The sequence below is a fragment of the Cryobacterium sp. BB307 genome (genome assembly GCF_012274275.1).
Taxonomy (GTDB): Bacteria; Actinomycetota; Actinomycetes; order Actinomycetales; family Microbacteriaceae; genus Terrimesophilobacter.
In genome coordinates this window covers 227,840-243,973 of the sequence record NZ_JAANZA010000001.1, presented here as the reverse complement: position 1 = coordinate 243,973, position 16,134 = coordinate 227,840, and the positions used below count along the sequence as shown (strand labels likewise).

The 16,134-nt window shown below is 66.7% G+C and carries 14 protein-coding genes, 1 tRNA gene and 1 pseudogene; 11 read left to right on the top strand and 5 right to left on the bottom strand.

The genetic code is table 11. From position 1 onward, the window contains the following. Nucleotides 1-31 precede the first annotated feature (31 nt). On the bottom strand, nucleotides 32-799 hold the full coding sequence (locus HGK58_RS01090) for a PRC and DUF2382 domain-containing protein (RefSeq protein WP_168625720.1): 768 nt from the start codon (nucleotides 797-799) through the stop codon (nucleotides 32-34). A gap of 249 nt (nucleotides 800-1,048) precedes the next feature. On the opposite strand from HGK58_RS01090, the gene HGK58_RS01085 reads away from it, so the two are divergent. Together HGK58_RS01085 and HGK58_RS01080 are read left to right on the top strand one after the other, a co-directional pair. Then, nucleotides 1,049-2,314 (top strand): aspartate kinase, encoded by a 1,266-nt coding sequence (locus tag HGK58_RS01085; RefSeq protein ID WP_168625719.1) that lies wholly within the window; start codon nucleotides 1,049-1,051, stop codon nucleotides 2,312-2,314. A gap of 1 nt (nucleotide 2,315) precedes the next feature. Then, nucleotides 2,316-3,368, top strand: a complete 1,053-nt coding sequence (locus HGK58_RS01080) for an aspartate-semialdehyde dehydrogenase (protein ID WP_168625718.1) — start codon at nucleotides 2,316-2,318, stop codon at nucleotides 3,366-3,368. Nucleotides 3,369-3,449: 81 nt separating this feature from the next. Here HGK58_RS01080 and HGK58_RS01075 read toward each other — a convergent pair whose 3' ends face one another. Beyond that, complete coding sequence (locus tag HGK58_RS01075; RefSeq protein ID WP_168625717.1) at nucleotides 3,450-4,064, bottom strand: MerR family transcriptional regulator; 615 nt, start codon at nucleotides 4,062-4,064, stop codon at nucleotides 3,450-3,452. A gap of 44 nt (nucleotides 4,065-4,108) precedes the next feature. Between HGK58_RS01075 and HGK58_RS01070 the strand changes: the two genes are divergently transcribed. The 7 genes from HGK58_RS01070 (at nucleotide 4,109) to HGK58_RS01040 (ending at nucleotide 11,803) form a co-directional block, all read left to right on the top strand. After that, entirely contained in the window at nucleotides 4,109-4,531 is a 423-nt protein-coding gene (locus HGK58_RS01070) for a hypothetical protein (protein WP_168625716.1), read from the top strand. 163 nt (nucleotides 4,532-4,694) lie between these two features. Next, nucleotides 4,695-6,173, top strand: coding sequence for a malate:quinone oxidoreductase (locus HGK58_RS01065; protein ID WP_168625715.1), 1,479 nt, complete (start codon nucleotides 4,695-4,697; stop codon nucleotides 6,171-6,173). 127 nt (nucleotides 6,174-6,300) lie between these two features. After that, nucleotides 6,301-7,968 (top strand): ABC-F family ATP-binding cassette domain-containing protein, encoded by a 1,668-nt coding sequence (locus tag HGK58_RS01060; protein ID WP_168625714.1) that lies wholly within the window; start codon nucleotides 6,301-6,303, stop codon nucleotides 7,966-7,968. Between the two features lie 143 nt (nucleotides 7,969-8,111). Continuing rightward, complete coding sequence (locus HGK58_RS01055; RefSeq protein WP_168625713.1) at nucleotides 8,112-9,323, top strand: ATP-binding protein; 1,212 nt, start codon at nucleotides 8,112-8,114, stop codon at nucleotides 9,321-9,323. Then, nucleotides 9,320-10,459 (top strand): hypothetical protein, encoded by a 1,140-nt coding sequence (locus HGK58_RS01050; protein WP_168625712.1) that lies wholly within the window; start codon nucleotides 9,320-9,322, stop codon nucleotides 10,457-10,459. The genes HGK58_RS01055 and HGK58_RS01050 overlap by 4 nt, the downstream gene beginning before the upstream one ends. Further along, nucleotides 10,446-11,132, top strand: coding sequence for a response regulator (locus tag HGK58_RS01045; RefSeq protein ID WP_168625711.1), 687 nt, complete (start codon nucleotides 10,446-10,448; stop codon nucleotides 11,130-11,132). The genes HGK58_RS01050 and HGK58_RS01045 overlap by 14 nt, the downstream gene beginning before the upstream one ends. Then, complete coding sequence (locus HGK58_RS01040; RefSeq protein WP_168625710.1) at nucleotides 11,132-11,803, top strand: thymidine kinase; 672 nt, start codon at nucleotides 11,132-11,134, stop codon at nucleotides 11,801-11,803. The genes HGK58_RS01045 and HGK58_RS01040 overlap by 1 nt, the downstream gene beginning before the upstream one ends. A 59-nt stretch (nucleotides 11,804-11,862) precedes the next feature. Here HGK58_RS01040 and HGK58_RS01035 read toward each other — a convergent pair. From HGK58_RS01035 to HGK58_RS01025, 3 genes are all read right to left on the bottom strand, one after another. After that, a tRNA-Pro gene (locus tag HGK58_RS01035) sits at nucleotides 11,863-11,936 on the bottom strand. 8 nt (nucleotides 11,937-11,944) lie between these two features. Continuing rightward, the gene (locus tag HGK58_RS01030; protein ID WP_168625709.1) at nucleotides 11,945-12,910 is read right to left on the bottom strand and encodes a metallophosphoesterase; all 966 of its coding nucleotides are present in this window, start codon (nucleotides 12,908-12,910) and stop codon (nucleotides 11,945-11,947) included. Continuing rightward, nucleotides 12,910-15,459: a transglycosylase domain-containing protein gene (locus HGK58_RS01025; protein WP_168625708.1), complete on the bottom strand. Its 2,550-nt coding sequence runs from the start codon at nucleotides 15,457-15,459 to the stop codon at nucleotides 12,910-12,912. Before HGK58_RS01025 ends, HGK58_RS01030 begins: the two co-directional genes overlap by 1 nt. Nucleotides 15,460-15,510: 51 nt before the next feature. Between HGK58_RS01025 and HGK58_RS01020 the strand changes: the two are divergent. Together HGK58_RS01020 and HGK58_RS01015 are read left to right on the top strand one after the other, a co-directional pair. Next, nucleotides 15,511-15,651 (top strand): annotated as a pseudogene (locus HGK58_RS01020) (DUF4177 domain-containing protein); the annotation flags it as partial. A 14-nt stretch (nucleotides 15,652-15,665) separates the two neighbouring features. After that, nucleotides 15,666-16,133: a RidA family protein gene (locus HGK58_RS01015; RefSeq protein WP_168625706.1), complete on the top strand. Its 468-nt coding sequence runs from the start codon at nucleotides 15,666-15,668 to the stop codon at nucleotides 16,131-16,133. Nucleotide 16,134 lies beyond the last annotated feature (1 nt).

The following is a 16,134-nucleotide window of genomic DNA, read 5'->3' as shown; positions in this document are numbered from 1 at the left end:
GCGCCTGCCGCGGATGTCCGCAGGCGGCGCGTTACATGCCCCGGTCTCGGCGAGTGTCGTCGACGTCCGACTCGATCTTCTCCTTGCGAACGGTCTCGTTCACCTGCTCCTGCTCGGTGACCTCGTCCTTCTCGAGCCTCACCCGCTCAACCGGCTTGGTGGTCTTCTCGACCACCGGAGTCTCGGCGTGCAGGGTCACTTCGTGCTCGCTCTCCGTGATGTCCGGGCCGCTGAGCGCTTCGTCGATGTTCTCGTCGGTGATCGGCTCGCGAACCACCCGCACCTCCTCGTGGCTGACCGGCACAGTCGTCTGCACGTTCTCGGTCACCACGTACTTGCGCAGGTGGGCGTGACCAGTGGCGTGGCGTTCCTTGCCGACTCGCAACTCCTCCTCGGATCGGGTCATCGCGTCGTCAGTCTTGCCCCGCATGTCGGACCGTTCCTGCATGTCGGAGCGCATGTCCGTGCGATCGCCCGTCGTTCCTTCCAGGTGGTAATAGTTGTAGAGCTCGTCCTCCTGGCGTTCGTCGAGGTGCGCGTCCGCGTCGATTCGTGGCGCATCCTTCACCATGTCTTTGTCGTACGGCACCCTCACGTGGTCGCCCTCGAGGGTGGCATCGCGGATAGGAACGAAGCTCTCGGACATGCCGAAGAGTCCCGTCATGACGGTGACCCATTCCGGGTCGCCGGTCTGGTCGTCAAGGTAAAGCTGGCCCACCTTGCCTATCTTGTTTCCGCTCGTGTCGACTACCTCTCCGTGGTCGCGCACTATGGTTTGCAGCTTTTCGGTGGCGATCATTGCTCGCTCCAGTCTGTTGTTCGTTCTTTTGGATTGGTTCCCATTAACGTCCGAGTGAGGGGGGTTACCGATAGGGGTCGCGACGAACTTAAGGGAAGTGTCTAGCGCACGTTGTGCGGCCACCCATGTTGAGCAATTTGCCGAGCAGTTACGCCAGCGCATTGCGGGGCGCGTAACGCTGAGCGAGGCGTCAAGGTCATGCCGGTAGAATTCTTGTCTTCGACCCCCTTGACCAATTCCGGAGAACGCGTGAGCCTCATCGTGCAGAAGTACGGCGGGTCATCCGTCGCCGACGCTGAGAGCATCAAGCGTGTTGCGAAGCGGATCGTTGAGACCCGCAAGGCCGGCAACGAGGTTGTCGTCGTCGTCTCGGCAATGGGCGACACCACCGACGAGTTGGTCGACCTGGCCAGCGAGGTCGCACCGATGCCATCCGGTCGCGAACTCGACATGCTGCTCACCGCGGGCGAGCGCATCTCGATGTCGCTGCTGGCGATGGCGATCAAGGCGATGGGCGTCGAGGCCCGCTCCTACACCGGCAGTCAGGCCGGGATGGCGACGGATGCCCGGCACGGCAGCGCCCGTATCGTCGAGGTGAACCCGACCCGCATCCGTGCAGCCATCGACGCCGGCGCCGTTGCGATCGTCGCCGGCTTCCAGGGCTTCAACCGTGGCACGGGCGACATCACGACGCTCGGGCGGGGTGGCTCGGACACGACCGCCGTCGCCCTGGCTGCGGCGCTCGGCGCCGAGGTCTGCGAAATCTACACCGACGTCGACGGCATCTACACCGCCGACCCGCGGGTCGTGCCGAGCGCCCGCAAGATCGACCGGCTGACGAGCGAGGAGATGCTCGAGCTCGCCGCGGCCGGCGCCAAGGTCCTATATATACGCGCAGTGGAATATGCGCGGAGGCACGGGGTAACGATTCACGTGCGCTCGTCGTTCAACAACAACGAGGGCACCCTCGTCCTTCACCCCGAGAACGGAGAAACCGTGGAAGAGCCAATGATCGCCGGACTGGCCGTCGACCTGGGCGAAGCAAAGATCACGGTCGTCGGAGTTCCGGATGTCCCGGGCAAGGCCGCGCAGATCTTCAACCTGGTCGCCAGCACCGAGGCGAACATCGACATGATCGTGCAGAACGTGTCGGCCGCCGACACCGGCCTGACCGACATCTCCTTCACACTGCCCATGTCGGAGGGAGTCAAGGTCATGCAGGCCCTGACCGCGGCGCAGGATGACATCAACTACGAGTCCCTGCAGTACGACGACCAGATCGGCAAGCTCGCGCTGGTCGGCGCTGGTATGCGCACCAACTCCGGTGTCTCCGCCAAGCTGTTCACGGCCCTTTTCGACGCCGGCATCAACATCGAGATGATCTCCACCAGCGAGATCCGGATCTCGGTTGTCACGCGCGCCGACACCATCAATGACGCGGTGCGCGCGGTTCACTCCGCATTCGAACTCGACGGCGAAGAACCCGCCGTCGTCCACGCTGGAACGGGGCGCTGACATGACGGGCGTGAACATCGGAGTGGTCGGCGCTACCGGTCAGGTCGGCGCGGTGGTGCGCCGCCTGCTGGAGGAGCGCGACTTCCCCGTCGCAAACATCCGGTTCTTCGCATCCGCTCGCTCCGCAGGCACGACGCTGCCGTTCAAGGGCGAGCAGATCGTGGTCGAGGATGCGGCGACCGCTGATCCGACCGGGCTCGACATGGCGATCTTCTCGGCCGGTGCGACGACGTCGAAGGCACAGGGGCCGCGGTTCGCGGCGGCGGGCGTGACGGTCATCGACAACTCGTCCGGCTTCCGGATGGACCCGGATGTCCCGCTCGTGGTGAGCGAGGTCAACCCGCACGCGATCGGCGAGGCGCGCAAGGGCATCATCGCGAACCCGAACTGCACGACCATGGCCGCGATGCCGGTGCTGAAGGTGCTGCACGAGGAAGCCGGGCTCGAGCGGCTCATCGTGAGCACCTACCAAGCGGTGTCGGGCGCCGGTCTCGCCGGCGGTGAGGAACTGCTCGAGCAGATCCGCGCGGCCGTCGACCAGAACCTGATCGGCCTCGTGAACGACGGCAGCTCGGTGAACTTCCCTGCGCCGGCCAAGTTCCCGAAGCCGATCGCGTTCGACGTCATCCCGCTGGCCGGTTCGATCGTCGACGACGGGCTGGGAGAGACCGACGAGGAGAAGAAGCTCCGCAACGAGAGCCGCAAGATCCTCGAGCTGCCCGACCTGCTGGTCAGCGGCACGTGCGTGCGGGTGCCGGTGTTCACCGGGCACTCCCTGTCGATCAACGCCGAGTTCTCGAAGTCGATCACGCCCGAACGCGCGCAGGAGTTGCTCGCGGAGGCGCCGGGCGTCGCGCTCTCGGATGTCCCCACCCCGCTCGAAGCGGCAGGGAATGACCCGAGCTACGTCGGTCGCATCCGGCAGGACGAGGGTGTGCCGAATGGTCGTGGCCTCGCCCTGTTCATCAGCAACGACAACCTGCGCAAGGGTGCTGCCCTGAACGCGGTGCAGATCGCCGAACTGGTGGCCGCCCAGCTCGCCGCCCGCGCTTAACCCGTTTCAAGGAGAATCTGCCGTTCGGGACTCCCGTACGGGCGAGTACGGGCATCCGCCGTCGGATCTCCTTGAGATGGGTTAAGAGGAGCCGCCGAGGGCGCGGTACACCGCGTCCTGATGCGCGAGCCGGCGCATCGCCGCGATGACCGGCTCGTACAGGGCAGTGCCGAGCACCGCGTACTTGACCGCATCCGCCGGGTCGGTGGTGCTCATGTTGCCGATATCGAACTCGGCCAGCTCCATGATCGCCCCGCCGTACGCCCGCAGGCGATCGTCGGTCATCGGCACGCCCGCCGCCTCGGCCGCGGCGAGCGCTCGCTCAAGCTGAGCCACCGCCGCGTAGTCCGGGTCGTACACCTGGCCCAGCGCCTCGATGGCCCGCTTCGCTCGCGGGTACTCCGCCGCATCCGACCCGCCATACGGAGGCAGCTCTTCGAGCGCCCGGCCGATGGTGCGGACCAGGTCCGATTCCGGATGCTCGATCACGTCGATCACGGCCTTGGCCCGCTTCACGCTCAACCCGGCCACGTCGATCAGCGCCCGGATGAGCCCCAGCCGCTCCACGTGCGCGTCGTCGTAGTCCGCCTGGGTCGCGCCGGTTGCCTGCCCGGGCATGAGGAGACCCTCGCGCAGGTAGTACTTCACGGTCGCGAGCGGAACGCCGGTGCGGTCGACGAGCTCGGAAATGCGCACGATGCTCCTTGACAAGATAGTGACGCTATCCAATACTGGATACCATGACTATCCAACCACAATCGCTGCTGCTTGCAGGCATCCTGCTGCTCGCCCTGGTCACGGTCGAGTCCGGCGGCTACTTCCTCACGCGTGTGATGGGAGGCAAGGTAGCGACCAACGGACTGCAGAAGTCGTTCTTCCGCGCTGGCCACGCACATGCCGCGGTGCTGCTCGTGCTCAGCGTCGCGATCCTCGCCATCATCGACCTGAGCGCCCTCGAAGGTGGCTGGCTGTGGGCGGGCCGATCGCTGGTGCCGATTGCGGCGATCCTGATGCCTGCCGGCTTCTTCCTTTCGGTGATCGGCCGCGAGCCGCAGCGCCCCAACCGGCTGATCGCACTGCTCTGGCTTGGTGTCGCGAGCCTCACCGCCGGCCTGATCATCGCGGGCGTCGGCCTCATCGCAGGCGCGGTCGCCGCCCTCTAGCCGTCCGGAAAATGAAGGAGATCCGGCCCATTTGGAGCGTTCTGGCAACGGAACGCCGTTTTCGAGCACAATCTCCTGCATTTTCAGAAGGCGGGAAGAAGCGCGATTCTGAGCGACCCTCGACGGGCGAAGCGGCCCGTCGGGCGCGGCTAAACTGGAGGGCGTGAGTTCAGCATCCGCCCCCATCGACGTCGCGCTCATCGGTGGCGGCATCATGAGTGCCACCCTCGGCGCAATCATCCAGCAACTCGAGCCCGACTGGACAATCCGCATCTTCGAGCGGCTCCCGGACGTCGCGCAGGAGAGTTCGAACGCGTGGAACAACGCCGGCACCGGCCACTCTGCCCTGTGCGAGCTGAACTACACCAAGGAGCTGCCCGACGGCACCGTCGACATCTCGCAGGCCGTCAAGATCAACGAGCAGTTCCAGGTCTCCCGGCAGTTCTGGGCGCACCTCGTGGGCAAGGGGCTTCTGCCCGACCCGGAGGCGTTCATCAACCCGGTCCCGCACATGAGCTTCGTGTGGGGCGAGGAGAACGTGCAGTTCCTCCGCCGCCGCTACGAGGCGATGAAGGATCACCCGCTGTTCGACGGCATGGAGTACAGCGAGGACCCAGCCGTCATCTACGAGTGGGCACCCGCGCTGCTGCCCGGCCGTAAGAAGGACCAGCCGATCGCGGCGACGCGTTCGATCGAGGGCACCGACATCGACTTCGGCGCCCTCACCCGTAACCTGATCGACAATCTGGTCGCCGGTGGCGCCGAGCTGCACACCGAGCGCAAAGTCACCGGCCTCAAGCGGCAGAAGAACGGCGTCTGGCGCCTGAACACCCGCCACATCGTCGGCGGCACCCCGACCACCGAATACGCGCGCTTCGTCTTCGTCGGCGCGGGCGGCGGCGCACTGTCGCTGCTGCAGTCATCCGGAATCCCCGAAGCGCGCGGCTTCGGCGGCTTCCCGGTCAGCGGCCAGTTCCTGCGCACCGACGACCCGGAGATCGTCGCGAGTCACCTCGCCAAGGTGTACGGCAAGGCCGCGGTTGGCGCGCCGCCGATGTCGGTGCCGCACCTCGACACGCGAGTCGTCGACGGCAAGCCGAGCCTGATGTTCGGTCCGTACGCGGGCTTCACGCCGAAGTTCCTGAAGTACGGCTCCTGGTTCGACCTGCCGTTCTCGATCCGTCCGGGCAACATCATCCCGATGCTCGCGGTGTTCAAGGACAACCTCGACCTCACCTGGTACCTGGTCACGCAGGTGCTCGCGAGCAAGCACACCAAATTCATGGCGCTGCGCGAGTTCATGCCGGATGCGCGCCCGGGCAAGTGGCGGCAGATCACGGCGGGCCAGCGCGTGCAGGTGATCAAGAAGGACACCAAGAAGGGCGGCATCCTGCAGTTCGGCACCGAAGTCGTCACCGGCGCCGACGGCACGATCGCCGGCCTGCTCGGTGCCTCACCGGGAGCGTCGACGGCGGTGCCGATCATGCTCGACCTGCTCTCACGGTGCTTCCCGAATCAGCTGCCCAAGTGGGAGAGCACCATCCAGCAGATGGTGCCCAGTTATGGGCTGAAGCTCTCGGATGACCCGAAGCTCGCCGTGAAGACCCTCGAGACCACCGCAAAGGCGCTCGAACTGGTCTGATCCGGCCGTTGACGACCCTGCGCACCGGTTGCTAGGGTCGTACCCGCTATGTGGCTGTGACTTCCCTTCGTCCCGCGTCCGAGGCTGTGCCCGGCGGGAGTCGTCTTCGTACGAAGGGGCGCATGCGATGCGCACAGCCAGCAATTCACTCGCAATCGGCCATGTCCGCGCGGACAGCATCTCGAAGAGCTACGGCGACCGCAGGGTGCTCACCGATCTCAGCCTTGTCGTCGCGCCCAGCGACCGACTGGGTCTGATCGGCGAGAACGGCGTCGGCAAGTCGACGCTGCTCCGCATTCTCGCAGGCGTTGACGAGCCCGATTCCGGCAGCGTCGTGGCGCCGAAGCGCGCCGGCCTGCTGCAGCAGGAGGTGCCTTTTGCGCCCACCACGGCGATCGGCGCGCTCATCGAACATGCCCTCGCGCCGGTCCGCGCCGTCGGTGCGGAGTTGGAGGATGCCGCCGCCGTCCTGGCGTCGGGGACACCGGATGCTGCGGACCGCTACGACCGTGTCCTCGCCGAGGCCGAGCGGGTGGGCCTCTGGTCGATCGACGCCCGCCGGGACGAGGTCCTCGACGGCCTCGGGGTCGGCAGCCTCCCGGGCGAGCGAACCCTCGCAGAGGTGTCCGGCGGCCAACGGTCGCGGCTCGCGCTCGCCGCTCTCCTGCTGGAGCGACCCGATTTCGTGCTGCTTGACGAGCCGACCAACCATCTCGATGACGAGGCGGCAGAATACCTGCACCGCGAACTCACCGCCTGGCGCGGGCCGGTCGTGTTCGCAAGCCACGACCGCGCGTTCCTCGATGAGACAGCCACCGATCTGCTCGACCTCGACCCGAGTCGAGGCGGGACGACCCGGTACGGCGCGGCATCCGGCGGCGCATACACCGGCTACTTCGCCGAGAAGGCGGCCGAGCGCGCTCGCTGGGAGGAGCAGTTCGAACGAGAGCAGGACGAGCTGAAGCAGCTCGAGCGCTCTGTCGCGGTGACGGCGCGTGCTGTCGCGCCCGATCGCGCCATCCGCGACAGGAACAAGATGGCCTACGCGCGACACGGTGCACGAGTGCAGGCTCAGGTGAGTCGCCGGGTGCGCAATGCGCGGGCTCGGCTGGACGAACTGAGCGAGCACGCGGTGCGGAAGCCGCCGGCGCCGTTGCAGTTCGCCGGGCTCCCAGCCCGCGAAGCCGGCAGGCGCGTGCTCGGGCCAGACAACCCCGACACCGCCATCCTCGTGCGCGAAGCAACGGTTGACGGTCGCATGCGGATGCCGCAATTGCAGCTGACCGCGACCGACCGGCTGCTGGTGACCGGGGCGAATGGCGCGGGAAAGTCGACGCTCCTCGGGATGCTGGCCGGCACCATCGAGCCTGCGCGGGGCACGGTGATGCGCGCACGCGGGCTTCGGGTGGCGCTGCTCGAGCAGGACGTACGGTTCGCCGATCCGTCTGACACCCCACGCTCCATCTACGAAAGCCGGCTAGGGGAGCGCCGCGCCGAGGCGACCCCGCTGGTGTCGCTTGGGCTGATCGCACCGCGTGACCTCGACCACCCGGTCGGGTCGCTTTCGGTCGGGCAGCAGCGACGGCTGGCACTCGCGCTCATCATCGGCCGGCCCCCGCACGTGTTCCTTCTGGACGAGCCCACCAACCACCTGTCGCTGCAACTCGCGAGCGACCTGGAGGACGCGTTGGGCGCCTACCCGGGGGCTGTTGTCGTGGCGAGTCACGACAGGTGGCTGCGACGCCGCTGGTCCGGACGCCTGCTCCACCTCGTCGCCGGTGTCCCATCGAGTTGACGCGCATGGCGCCACGATGGGGCACAAAACGGCCCTGATCGGCAAATTTTCGCCCCCAGTTCGCGGGAACTGGGGTACAACTCGGCCACAATCGGTGCGATACTCAGGTGCCCCACTACCCGAACTGATGAGGCCTGGCACCCGTGGCTATCGGACTTCCGGCGCACCGCGCAACGCAGGTCCTCAGCCGCGCCTACACGCGGGGCCAGCACGCACTCGCGTTCACGCTCCTGGGCGGCATGCTCCTCATCGCGCTGGCTCTCGGTGCCCGGCTGGGACCGGCCATGTGGCTGTCCGCACTGGCTCTCGCGGTGGCCATCGTCGTGCTCGCCATCCGGCGGCAGACCGACAGCGACGCGATGACCGTGCTCTACCTGCTGGTCGGCGCGACTGCACTGTTCCTGTTCGCCCACGCGTTCCTGTCGGGGCCGGATGCTGGCCTCACCGATTACGGGTACTCCCTGGTCGCCGCGAAGACCGCGCTGGTCATGGCCGGCACCTCCAGGGTCGGCGCCTGGCCGAGCGTGAGCTGGACCATCGCAGGCTACGTCGTGGCCGAAGGCGCCGTACTGGCGGCATCCGTTCTCGCCGGCAGGTTCCTGGCGTTCGACACCACGACGCTGGCCATCGCCGTCGCGAGCGTCGCCCTCCGCCCGCTGGTCTCCGCCACCGGCGGGGGACTCAGGGACGCGCAACCGCGGCTGTACCGCGCGGCGCGCGAGGAGGAGCTGTCAGCGCTGCGGCACCGCATCGAAGTGAAGGCGGCCGCGCTGATGCACGACACCGTGCTCGGGCACCTCGGCGCGATCGCCTCGGCGCCGGATGGCGGCCTCGACCCGCGGATGCGAACCCAGATCGAGCGTGACCTGCAGCTTCTCCTCGGCGAGGACTGGCTCTCCGACGAGACGCCCGGCGTCGCCGGGGAGCTGCGCGCCGACTGGCAGCACAGCGGCCTGTTCGCCGCGATCCAGGAGGGCCGGATGCTCGGGCTCGAGGTGCAGACGACCGGCGACCTGGGCGCGGTCGGTCGACTCGATCGGCAGACCTCCATCGCCCTGGGGCAGGCCGTGAAGCAGTGCCTGGTGAACGTGAGCAAGCACTCGGGCACGATGCTCGCCGAGGTCGCCGTCTACGCCGCCGGCGACGAGGTGTGCGTGATGGTGATCGACTCCGGGAAGGGTTTCGATGAGGCATCCGCCCCACGCGACCGGATGGGGCTGCGCACCTCGGTGCACCAGCGCATCGAAGCCGTGGGCGGGCAGGCCCAGGTGTGGTCGACGCTCGGCCGGGGGACCTCGATCATGCTCCGCGTCCCGACCAGCGGCCAGGACGCCCGGGGCGGGGGCTCGTCGTGAGCGCTCAACCCGAACTCACCCGCCAGCAGCTCGACCCGGTCGGCACCCTGGATGGCCGCCCGCTGATCATCGGCTTCTCGGTCCTCGCGCTCGGGTACGCACTGTTCACCACCGTGCGCTCGCTCGACCACATCGCCAACCCGCTGCTCGCCGCGCTGGCGATCTCCGCCCTCGCGTTCGCGTGCGCGATCGCGCTCATCGAAACCAGCCCGCAACGTGCGCCATTCACCTCCGGGGCGCACCTGAGTGTGCACCTGCTCGCGCTGACCGCCGCGGGGCTGTCCCACGCGAGCCAGGCCGGGTCGAACGACTTCATTCAGGACGACTGGGCCGCGATCTCGCTCGGCATCCTGCTCTTCGCGCTCGGCCCGTACCGACCGGTTGACGAACTCGCCGCTCTGGGCACGACATCCGCGATCCTCATCGGCTTCCTGACCGTGACCCGCCTGCCCGAGTTGTCGGATGCGCTGCCCCCGATCACCTACCTGCTCGCCAGCATGCTCGGTCTGCTCGCCCTGACCTACGCATCCGCCGCCTACAACGGGTGGATGCTGCGCGCACTCGAGCGGTGGCGGAACTGGAACGTGAACACCTCAGACCTGCGCATCGACGCGGTCGCCGGTGGCATCTCGCGTGCGGTGCACCGCGACCGGGTCAGCATCCTGGAAGGAGAGGTGCTGCCGTTCTTCCACGACCTGCTGGAACGTGCGGACGTCACCGAGGCGGACCGGGCGCGGGCCGGGGCGATCTCGACCGCGATCCGAACCGTCATGGTCGCCGAAGCGGACCGGAGCTGGCTCGATGAGCTGATGGGAACGTTCGGCAGGACGCGTACGATCACCCTCGACGACTCGCGGGGACTCGCATCGGCGATGGAGTCGAACCAGCGCACCGCGCTGCGCGCCCTCCTCGTCGCGTTGCACGACGAAGAGCACCTCGTCAGCGGCGAACTGCGGATCGGCAGCGACGCCGATACGCGCGTCAACTCGGTCGCCATGAGGGTGACGCTCACCGAGCAAGCGGCCAGAGCCGCGCTTCGGCCCTACTTCGCGGTGATGCGCATCGTCTTCCCCGACTTCCGGGTGAAACCGTCCCGCTCCGCGTTGATAATAAGGTTCTCTTATGGGCACCGATGATCCACAGCTTGTCGCTCCCGAGGCCGTCGGGGAGCGTGCGCCGGTTCGCCTGGCAGTTCTTGACGACCATGAGTTGCTACTCGACAGCCTGGCCAGCTGGATCGGCGCCAACGCGCTCGACTTCGACCTCGTGCTCGCGGCGCAGACCTGGCTCGAGCTCGTGCACAGCGCGAACTTCCCGACGGAGCTGGTCTTCCTCGACTTCCAGCTGCAGGAGTCCATCTCCATCGAGGCGCGCGTGCGCACCTGCCGCGCCGCCGGCGCGAAGGTGATCGTGATCAGCAGTCTGGACACACGTGACGCGAGGGAGCGCGCTATGGATGCCGGCGCATCCGCGTTCCTGTCCAAGTCGTTGCCGATGCACGAGGTGATGGACGTTGCGCGTCGGGTCATGGGAGTCGAGGTCGGCCCCAGCACCCGCAACTGGCGTCCGCTGCCGGTCGGTGCCACCGCGACGACCCGTCCCAAGCTCAGCGGCGGCGAAGAGGAAGCGCTTAGGCTTTATGTGTCTGGGCTCACCACGGTAGAGGTGGCCCGACGGATGAACGTGAAGTATGAGACGGCCAAAACGTACTTGCGCCGAGTGCGCGAGAAGTACGCCAAGGCCAACAGGCCGGCGGGAAAGAAGGCGGAACTGATCCGCCGTGCCGCCGAGGACGGATACCTGCAGTAGTGGCAAAGCTTTATTTTCGCTATGGCGCGATGAACAGCGGCAAGAGCACCGCGCTGCTCCAGGCCGCCTACAACTACGAGGAGCGCGGCCAGCAGGTGCTGCTCGCCAAGCCGCAAGTCGACACCAAGGGCGCAACCCTCATCGTCTCGCGACTGGGCGTCACCCGGCCGGTGGACTTCATGATCGCGGCGACGGATGACGTGCTCGAGCTGTTCGCGCAGGCGCGGCAGGAAGTGAAGGAGGAGACCGGCCGGGACGTGAGTTGCCTGCTGGTGGATGAGGCACAGTTCCTCACAGAGGGGCAGATCGACGACCTGCTGCGCATCGCGATCCTGGAGGACGTGCCGGTGCTGGCTTACGGTCTCCGCACCGACTTCCAGACCGTGGCGTTCCCGGGCAGCAGGCGGCTGCTGGAGATCGCGCACTCGCTTGAGGAGCTGAAGACCATCTGTCGTTGTGGCCGCAAGGCGGTGTTCAACGCGCGCAAGATCGGCGACCGGTTCATCTTCGATGGGGACCAGGTCGCGATCGAGGTCGGTGAGGTCGTCTACGAGTCGCTGTGCGGGTCCTGCTACCTGGACGAGAGCGGTGGGCGCCTGAACCGAGGCAACCGGGTGCTGTCGCCGATGGACACCGCGTATAACTCCGCGCCGGACCCCGACTTCGCCTGACCGCTTAAGCCTTTAGGGCAACGAAAAGGGCCACCTCTCGGTGGCCCTTCTCATTTGTGTCGGGGTAGCGGGATTTGAACCCACGACCTCTTCGTCCCGAACGAAGCGCGCTACCAAACTGCGCCACACCCCGTCGACTAATCAAGAATAGCCGAAATCATCGGCAGTGAGTGTCACTAGAACGGCTTCCGGAGGGCAAGCGAAGCGAACCGGCGCATAAATCGACGTGCCGAGCCCCGCCGACACGTTCAGATGAGCCATCCGGCCGGCGTGATGCCAGGTGCTCAGGCCGTTGGCCTGGTCCAACGGGATGTCGCAATTGGCGACCAGCGCACCGTAACCGGGCACGCGCACCTGACCGCCGTGGGTGTGCCCAGCGAAGATCATGTCGGCACCGTGATTCACGAGCGAGTTAAGCACCCGCTGATACGGAGCGTGTGTCACCCCGATCGTCACCGGGGCCGGCCCGACCCGGTCGTCCTCCCAGCCCACGTTCTCGCGCAGGTCGTCGACGATGCCGGGAAGCAGGTCCAGACGGTCCCACCCGCGGTGGGCGTCACCGGTTCCGACGAGCTCGAGCCGGGAGCCCCGGAACTCGATCGCGCGTGCCGCATTGTTCAGGTCGTACCAGCCGAGGTCGCGGTAGAGCTCCTCCAACCCGGCGGTGTCGAGACGGTTCCCCCCGTCTCGCCCCGGGCGACTTTCACCGGCCAGATAGGCGAACGGGTTCTTCGCCTCGGGGCCGATGTAGTCGTTCGAACCGTGCACGAAGACACCCGGGATGCCGCGGAACGGCTCCAGTGCGTACGCGACCGCGTCCAAGGCATCCGTATGTCCGAGCGTGTCGCCGGTGTTCACGATGAAGTCCGGTTCGAGAACCGCGAGCTCGCGCACCCAGTCGATCTTGGTGCGCTGCCACGGTGCGAGGTGCAGGTCGGCGAGGTGCAGCACTGTGATCGGTCGAGCGCTCGGGTCGAGCAGTTGCACGACCTCCCGCCGCACCGTGAAGCGATTCCGCTCCACGACGGTGCCCCAGGCGAGCGCCCCGAGGGCTGCGGCGCCGACCGTCGCGAGCGCGCCGCCGATTACCCGGTTAGCGGCTCCCATCAGTCGTCGTCGGGGTCGGGCCCGGGAGTCGGACCGCCTCGCGGCGCCCTGCCGACCGTGATGGTGACGGTGTCGGACTTGGATACGCCAGTACCGGCACCCGGGCTGGTCGAGATGACCCTGTCAACCTGAGAGGGATCCGTCGTGTCGACCTTGTCGACCTTCACCTTGGTGAGACCTTCTGCCGCGAGCGCTGCCCTGGCCTCGCCTTCGGTCATCCCGACGACGTTCGGAACGGTCCCGGCGAGCGACCCGTCGCTCACGTACACGGTGACGCTGAAGCCAGGCGACAGCCGGCTGCCAGCGGGCGGGTCGGTCGAGGCGACCACGCCGGCGGGGAGGGCGGATGCCACGGTGCCGCCATCCGTGTACTCGAACCCGAGCCCTTCGAGCGTCGACTTGACGGTGGCGACCGACTGGCCGGAGAAGTCCGGCAGCACGGTGGTGGTGCCCGTGATCAGGTTGCCCGGCGCGTCGGGGAAGCCGTTGCCGCCGTACATGCCGAGCAGATTCGCCATCACCGGCTTGAAGATGCGGTGACGTGCGCTGGCACCGTTTCCGCCGCCGAACGCGACGCGGCTCAGGTCGGCGTGGTCCATGATGTTTCCCACCCAGACCGTCAGCGCAATGTTCGTGCTCGCCGCAACCATCCAGGTGTGCTCGGCGTTGTCGCTCGTTCCGGTCTTGCCGATCAGCGGGATGCCGACGAAGGGGTTGGCCACAGCACCGGTACCGCGGGACATCACCTGCTGCAGCGCGTGCGCGGCTCCGGCCGCGACCTCAGGCGACAGGGCCTGCCGGCACTTCGGTGCCTGGCCGGCGAGCTCGGCGCCGTCACGGTCGACGATCTTCTCGACCGCGATCGGGTCGCAGGACTTTCCGCCGGCGGCGATGGTGGCGATCATGGTCGCGATGCTGATCGGGGCGATCTCGTTGGTGCCGATGACGGTGGAGGGGTATGCCTGCAGCTTCGCCTCGTCGGCGCGGTGAACGCCCATGTCGAGTCCGGTGTCCCGGATGTCGCACAGGTTGAGCTGCTGAGCCATCGACAGGTAGGCCGTGTTGACCGACGAGTTGGTCGCCTGCTGCACGGTGATCCGGCCGAAGCTCTGGTTGGCGAAGTTGTGGAACTTCTGGTTGCCGACCCAGTCGCCCTCACAGGACGGGAACCGCTTGAAGACCTTGGCGTTCGAGCCGTCGACGACCTCCTGGAGGCCGTGTCCCGCCTTAAGCCATGCGGCCAGCGTGACGATCTTGTAGGTCGATCCGACCTGGAATCCGGACGAACCGCCGTAGGGCCGGTCGGTGTTGAAGTTGACCGCAGTCGTCTCCGGGCCGCCGCCATCCTGGGAGTTGTCGAAGTGCTTGTTCTGCGCCATCACGCGGATCTTGCCGGTGCCGGGCTCGACAGCACTCACCGCTGCGCCGAGCGAGAAGCGCGATTCAGAAGCAGGGGCCTGCTCGTCGGTGATCGCCTTGGCCGCTACCTGCTGGTCCAGGTTGATGGTCGTGTACACGTCGTATCCGCCGCGGTCCCAGTTCGCCTGACGCTCCTTGGGGTCCGCGCCGAGGCTCTCCAACTCGGGGACGACGAACGAGACGTAGTCGCAGAAGTTCTGTGCGGAGTAGGACGCGTACATGCATCCGCTCGCGGGAGCGCTGATGTTGACGTAGGACTCGATGGGCGTGGCCACGGCCTCGTCGTGCTGCGCCTTGGTGATCATGTCGAGCTCGAGCATGATCTTCAGGATGGCGTCGCGACGGCTCTGGTTGTCTGGGTACTTTTCGGGGCTGTCCAGGTTTCGCGCGTTCGGATACTGGACGATCGCGATCAGGCTGGCCGCCTCGGCGAGCGTGACATCCGCCGCAGGCTTGCTGAAGTACTGCTTCGACGCGGCCTCGATGCCGTAGGTGTTGTTGCCGAAGCCCGCGATGTTGAGGTACGCGAGCATGATGTCTTCCTTGGAGTACGTCTTCTCCAAGCCGATCGCGAGCTTCGCCTCCCGTAGCTTGCGCTCGAGCGTCTGCTCCTGCGCCTTGTCGAGCGCCGCGTCGCGCTCCTTCTTATCGGTGATGCGCACTGCTTCCTGCATGTTGATGTTCTTGACCAACTGCATGGTCAGCGTCGACGCGCCGCTGTCGATGTCACCCTTGGCGACGTTGCCAACTGCGGCACGGGCGATCGACTGCATATCGACACCGCCGTGCTCCCAGAACCGGCGGTCCTCGCCGGCGACGACCGCCAGCTTGATGAACTCGGACACCTGGTCCCAGCCGACCTCTTCACGGTTCTGCTTGTACATCGTCGCGAAAGGGACGTACTCGCCGCCCGATACCCCATAGAGGGTGTTCTTCACCGACTGGTCACCGATCTCGATGTAATCGGGCAGCGCCTCGAAGATGCCGATCGAGGAGTTCGCGGTCATGCTGGTGACGGCGAGCGCGGGAGTCACGAGGGCTGTGATGAGAACACCCGCGAGACCACTGAGACCGACCATGCCGAGGAAGCCCTTTAGGGCGCCCGGAAGCTTCGAGTTTTCAGAAGGCATAGGATACAGCGTACGGGATGGTCTACTCGCGAAAGCTGAACGGAAACCGAAATGCAACGTTGGGAGTACCTCACTACCCCGCTGATCATCCACAACACTCAGGCCATCCTCAACAATTGGGGCGAGCAGGGCTGGGAACTGGTGCAGGTCGTGCAGGGGCCAGAGGGTGGGCTCGTGGCCTACTTCAAGAGGGAGAAAGAATCCGCATGAGCATCGACGCTCGTCTCGCCGAACTTGGTATCGCTCTTCCCGAGCTTGCCGCCCCCGCCGGGTCGTACGTGCCTGCGGTCGTCAGCGGCAACCATGTGTTCACTGCCGGTCAACTGCCGTTCGTCGGGGGGAAGCTTCCGGCCACCGGCAAGGTGGGCGAGGGCGACTCTCTGGTGTCACCGGGGGATGCGAAGGGTTACGCCCGCGAGTCAGCGTTGAACGGTCTCGCGGCCATCAAGTCGGTGATCGGTTCGCTGGATCGCGTGACGCGAGTCGTCAAGGTCGTCGGTTTCGTCGCATCCGATCCCGCATTCACCGGCCAGCCCGGTGTCATCAACGGCGCGTCAGACCTCCTCTTCGAGGTGTTCGGCGACGCGGGCATGCACGCACGCAGCGCGGTTGGCGTCGCGGCGTTGCCGCTGGACTCGCCCGTCGAGGTCGAGTTCATCGTCGAGTTCGCGTAAG

What these genes read in the sequence shown, in the direction of transcription:
- HGK58_RS01070 (WP_168625716.1), top strand. Translation starts at nt 4,109, where the DNA reads ATGACTATCCAACCACAATCGCTGCTGCTTGCAGGCATCCTGCTGCTC.
- HGK58_RS01090 (WP_168625720.1), bottom strand. Translation starts at nt 799, where the DNA reads ATGATCGCCACCGAAAAGCTGCAAACCATAGTGCGCGACCACGGAGAG.
- HGK58_RS01060 (WP_168625714.1), top strand. Translation starts at nt 6,301, where the DNA reads ATGCGCACAGCCAGCAATTCACTCGCAATCGGCCATGTCCGCGCGGAC.
- HGK58_RS01015 (WP_168625706.1), top strand. Translation starts at nt 15,666, where the DNA reads ATGAGCATCGACGCTCGTCTCGCCGAACTTGGTATCGCTCTTCCCGAG.
- HGK58_RS01025 (WP_168625708.1), bottom strand. Translation starts at nt 15,459, where the DNA reads ATGCCTTCTGAAAACTCGAAGCTTCCGGGCGCCCTAAAGGGCTTCCTC.
- HGK58_RS01030 (WP_168625709.1), bottom strand. Translation starts at nt 12,910, where the DNA reads ATGGGAGCCGCTAACCGGGTAATCGGCGGCGCGCTCGCGACGGTCGGC.
- HGK58_RS01080 (WP_168625718.1), top strand. Translation starts at nt 2,316, where the DNA reads ATGACGGGCGTGAACATCGGAGTGGTCGGCGCTACCGGTCAGGTCGGC.
- HGK58_RS01045 (WP_168625711.1), top strand. Translation starts at nt 10,446, where the DNA reads ATGGGCACCGATGATCCACAGCTTGTCGCTCCCGAGGCCGTCGGGGAG.